This window comes from Dietzia sp. DQ12-76 (genome assembly GCF_014145045.1).
Lineage (GTDB): Bacteria > Actinomycetota > Actinomycetes > Mycobacteriales > Mycobacteriaceae > Dietzia.
The window spans coordinates 1-4,581 of the sequence record NZ_JAALDV010000327.1; the positions used below are offsets into that span (position 1 = coordinate 1).

5 protein-coding genes are annotated in these 4,581 nt (G+C 72.2%); 3 read left to right on the forward strand and 2 right to left on the reverse strand.

Translation table 11 applies throughout. The annotated features are described in order from the left end of the window. A partial coding sequence (locus G6019_RS11465) for a DUF779 domain-containing protein (RefSeq protein WP_182613317.1) occupies positions 1 to 373 on the forward strand: 373 nt, incomplete at its 5' end. A gap of 62 nt (positions 374 to 435) precedes the next feature. After that, positions 436 to 1,089: an HD domain-containing protein gene (locus G6019_RS11470; protein ID WP_107755414.1), complete on the forward strand. Its 654-nt coding sequence runs from the start codon at positions 436 to 438 to the stop codon at positions 1,087 to 1,089. On the opposite strand, the gene G6019_RS11475 is transcribed toward G6019_RS11470, so the two are convergent. Next, positions 1,068 to 2,633, reverse strand: coding sequence for an FMN-binding glutamate synthase family protein (locus tag G6019_RS11475; protein WP_182613318.1), 1,566 nt, complete (start codon positions 2,631 to 2,633; stop codon positions 1,068 to 1,070). The genes G6019_RS11470 and G6019_RS11475 overlap by 22 nt on opposite strands. 153 nt (positions 2,634 to 2,786) lie before the next feature. On the opposite strand from G6019_RS11475, the gene G6019_RS11480 reads away from it, so the two are divergent. After that, positions 2,787 to 3,602 (forward strand): acyl-[acyl-carrier-protein] thioesterase, encoded by an 816-nt coding sequence (locus G6019_RS11480; RefSeq protein WP_107755416.1) that lies wholly within the window; start codon positions 2,787 to 2,789, stop codon positions 3,600 to 3,602. A gap of 27 nt (positions 3,603 to 3,629) precedes the next feature. On the opposite strand, the gene G6019_RS11485 is transcribed toward G6019_RS11480, so the two are convergent. Continuing rightward, positions 3,630 to 4,581, reverse strand: a 952-nt coding sequence (locus tag G6019_RS11485) for a glycerate kinase (RefSeq protein WP_182627629.1), incomplete at its 5' end; no start/stop codon positions are given.

Below are 4,581 nucleotides of genomic sequence, written 5' to 3' on the forward strand. Positions count from 1 at the left end.
GGCCGCCGAGCTCATCCGCGAGCTCGTCGGCCGGCACGGCCCGGTGATGTTCCACCAGTCGGGCGGGTGCTGCGACGGGTCGGCACCCATGTGCTATCCCGACGGGGAGTTCCGTGTGGGCCAGCGCGACGTGCTGGTGGGGGAGCTCGATCTCGGTGGGGACCGGGTGCGCGTGTGGATCTCGGGGTCGCAGTTCGAGACCTGGAAGCACACGCAGCTGGTGCTGGACGCGATCCCGGGCCGGGGGTCGGGTTTCAGCCTCGAGAACCCAACCGGGAGACGGTTCCTGTCCCGCGCCCGGACGTTCGACGCCGCCGAGCAGGAGGCGTTGGCGGCGTTCCCGCCGCGCACCGGGGCGGATCTCGAGGACTGAGATGCGCCGCCGCGGTCCCGGATTCACGCAGATGGGACGTGGTGCGGCGGTAGGATCCGACCATGGATACCGACCGTCCGGCAGCCGTTGATCCCCTCGACGCGGAGGTCGGGTTCCTCACGCCCGAACTGCGGTCCGACCTGCTCGAACGGTGGAACGAACCGCAGCGCAGATACCACAACGAGACGCACCTGCGTGCGGTGCTGCGTGCGGTGGACGCGCTGGAGGCGTACGGGGAGGCGTTCGACGGGACCGCGGTCCGACTGGCGGCCTGGTTCCACGCCGCCGTGTTCGACCCCACGGAGTCGGAGAACAACGCCAGGTCGGCCGAGTTCGCCGAGTCCGCACTCGACCCCGCCGCGCCCGTCGACGAGGTGGCGCGCCTCGTGCGGCTCATGGGCGGGCACCGGGTCGAGCCCGGGGATCTCAACGGGGCGGTCCTCTCGGACGCCGACCTCGCGGTCCTCGGGGCCGACCCGGAGACGTACGACGCCTACACGCAGGATGTCCGCCACGAGTTCGCGCACGTGCCGGGTGAGCGGTTCGTCGCCGGGCGGATCGCCGCGCTCGAGGCGCTGCTCGAGCGCGGGTCGGTCTTCCTCACCAGGGCCGGCCGCGACGCCTGGGAGAAGCAGGCGCACGCCAACCTGAACCGCGAACTCGGACTGCTCCGGGCCGGGCGGGCAGAGGCGGGTCAGAGCCCCGGGGGAGCGTAGGCGGCGCTGTGCTCGGCGGCGCCGCCGGCGGACATGAGATCGGTGATGCGCCGGATGTCCGCCGCGCCGGGAAGGCCCCAGCCCGGGCGGTATCCGTAGATCTCCGCCAGAGTCGTCGACTCCCGGGTGCCGTTGGCCAGCTCCACGTCCTCGGGCCCGATCAGCGAGGGGTGGGGCACGCCGACCGCGCCCGAGACCTTGACGAGGTCGCGCCGCAACGACCGGAGATAGGCCGCACACCGCACGGCCTTGTCCGTGGGGTCCACTCCGCGGGACAGCCACGGCTTCTGCGTGGCCACTCCGGTGGGGCAGCGATCGGTGTGGCACTTCTGGGCCTGGATGCAGCCGATGGAGAGCATGGCCTCGCGACCGACGGAGATCAGGTCCACCCCGAGTGCGAACGCGACCACCGCGTTCTCGGGGATCCCCAGCTTCCCCGAGCCCACGAACACCACGTCGTCGGTGAGACCGGCCTCAGCGAAGATCCGGTACACGCGGGAGAAGCCGAGCCGGAACGGGAGTGACACCGCGTCGGTGAAGACGAGGGGGGCGGCACCGGTGCCGCCCTCGCCCCCGTCGATGGTGATGAAGTCGACGCCGCGCTCCCGGGAGACCATCGCGGAGGCCAGCTGCTCCCAGAAGCGCAGTTCGCCGACCGCGGACTTGATCCCCACCGGCAGGCCGGTGCGTTCGGCGATCTCCTCCACCAGGTCGAGCATCGAGTCGACGTCGTGGAACGCCGTGTGCCGGGAGGGGCTCGCACACTCGCGGTCGGTGGGGATCCCGCGGATCCGCCCGATCTCCGCGGTGACCTTGGCGGCGGGCAGCAGACCGCCGAGCCCGGGTTTGGCACCCTGGCTGAGCTTGATCTCGATCGCCCTGATCGGATGCTTCTCGGCGAGGGCGACCACCGCGTCGAGGTCGAGCCTGCCGTCCGCGTCGCGGACCCCGAAGTAGGCGGTACCGATCTGGAACACCAGGTCCCCGCCCTTCTGGTGGTAGGGACTCAGCCCACCCTCACCGGTGTTCTGCAGTGCCCCCGCGAGAGCGGCACCGCGGTTGAGGGCCTCGACAGCCGGGGCCGACAGGGCGCCGTAGCTCATCCCGGAGATCCACACCAGGGACTCCGGGCGGAACGCGCGGGCCCGGCCGCGGGCGGCGCCGAGGACCTTGGCGGTGGGCAACTGGAGTTGCTCCGCGGAGTGCGCGTGGGCGGAGACCGTCACCCCGGCGAACGTGCGCGGTTTGACGACCGGGTATCCGGTGAGGAACTCGACGTCGTTGTCCGTGCCGAAACCGAACGTCGTGGCCCGCCCCTCCGCCGACTCCCGGATCCAGTCCCGTTGGTCGCGGGTGAACGGCCGTTCCTCGTCGTTGCTCGCCACGATGTACTGGCGCAGTTCCGGGCCGATCGAGCTCAGGGCCATCCGCGCGTGACCGAGGACGGGGAAGGTCCGCAGGATCGGGTACCTGGTCTGCCGCAGGTCCGAGGCCGCGAGGGCCGCCACAATCGCGACGGGGGCGCCGAGGAGCCACTTGCGCATGTCGACCTCCGGGGTGAGTGGGTGCCCCCATCATGGACCACCTGCCGCCCGACGTGCCCGCGTCGGCGCCCGCGCCCGACTCCCTGCGGCCGGGCGCCTACAGTGGCCGCACCGGTGGGGGACACCGGAATCCTGGGCGAGAGGACCACACCGATGAACCACCCGGAACAGGACGGCGACCTGCGTCCGCTCCCCCCTCCGCCCCCGGACGGGGCAGGGTTCTCCACCTCCCGCACGGTTCGGACGGGCGAGGTCGATCCCCGGCGCAGGGTGCGGCTGGACAGCATCGCCCGGTACCTCCAGGACGCGGCGGGCGACGATCTCGAGTTCACCGGTCACGTGCGGACCGACCCGTACTGGATCGTGCGGCGGACCGTCATCGACGTGATCGAACCGATCACCTGGCCGGCCACCGTTCACCTCGAGCGCTGGTGCTCGGGACTCTCCACACGGTGGGCGAACATGCGGGTGCGTCTGACAGCGGAACACCGGGCCGGCCCCGACGACCCCGGGCCCCGGCCCGACGGGCTGGTGGAGACCGAGGCGTTCTGGATCAACGTCAGCGCCGACGGGGTGCCCGCCCGGATCAGCGACGAGGGGCTCGCCTCCCTCTCGGCCGCCACAGGGATCCACCGACTCCGATGGGCCGCCATGAACGCGCCGCTGCCCACCGGCTCCGCGACACGGGATCTACCGGAAGACCGGCCCCACATCCTCCGCAGCACGGACTTCGACATTCTCCAGCACCTCAACAACGCCGCCTACCTCGACGCCGTCGAGGACGAACTGCTGGGACACCAGGACCTGCTCCGGCACCGCCACCGCGTCGTGATCGAGTACTCCCACCCGGTGGTGCCGGGCTCGTCCATGATGATCCGGCGGAGACGGTCCGCACACCGGGTGGAGATGTGGATGCTGGTCGACGACCGCGTCGTGGCGAGCGTGTCGGTCACGGGCGGGTCCGGGTGAACACCGCCCCCGGGCCGGACGCGCGCGTCAGGGCAGGATGCGCGAGACGACCTCGGCGGCAACGTCCTCCAACAGGGGGCCCGCATTGGCCATCGACCTGGCGAGGTCCGGCTCCCGTTCGGTGAGGGCGGCCGCGGCCGCGAACCCGGCCTCCGCTACCCGGTCGGCACCCAGGTCCAGCCGGCCACACACGGCCACCACGGGTACGGCGTGCGAGCGACACAGTGCCGCCACGCCCATCGGGGTCTTGCCGTGCATCGTCTGGTCGTCGAGCCGGCCCTCGCCGGTCACCACCAGGTCGGCGGCGGAGACCACGTCTTCGAGTCCGGTCAGGGTCCCGAGGACCTCGAACCCCGGGTCCAGGGACGCCTCGAGGAGCTCGCGGGCAGCGAAGCCCACGCCCCCGGCCGCCCCGGAGCCCGGCGCGTCCGGGTCCACAGCGAGTCCCTGGTCGCGCAGTACCTCGACCAGACGGGCCAGCCCCGCCTCGAGTTCCTCGATCTGACCGGCGGAGGCACCCTTCTGCGGACCGTAGACGCGGGCCGCGCCCAGCGGCCCGAGCAGGGGGTTGTCGACGTCGCAGGCGACCAGGATGCGTGAGGCGCGGACCGCGGGGTCGAGGCCGTCCAGGTCCACGCGGTCCAGGTCGACCAGAGCTCCTCCACCGTCGGGGAGTTCGGCGCCCGAGGAGTCGAGGAAGCGGGCGCCCAACGCCGAGAGCATTCCCGTGCCGCCGTCCGTGGAGGCGCTGCCCCCGATGCCGAGGTGGATGTTGCCGCGACCCGAGCGGAGCGCGGCCAGCAGCACCTCGCCCACGCCGCGGCTCGACGATTCGAGGGGCCGCATCCGGCCCCCGGGTAGGCGGAGTAGCCCACAGGCGTCGGCCATCTCCACGAAGGCGGTGTCCGGGTCGATCGCGGCGAAGGAGGTCTCGACGGCCTCGCCGGTGGGGCCGGACGCGGTCACGCGTACTTCCCGG

Excerpts from the sequence above, each read along its gene's own strand:
- G6019_RS11470 (WP_107755414.1), top strand. The coding sequence starts at position 436 with ATGGATACCGACCGTCCGGCAGCCGTTGATCCCCTCGACGCGGAGGTC.
- G6019_RS11475 (WP_182613318.1), bottom strand. The coding sequence starts at position 2,633 with ATGCGCAAGTGGCTCCTCGGCGCCCCCGTCGCGATTGTGGCGGCCCTC.
- G6019_RS11480 (WP_107755416.1), top strand. The coding sequence starts at position 2,787 with ATGAACCACCCGGAACAGGACGGCGACCTGCGTCCGCTCCCCCCTCCG.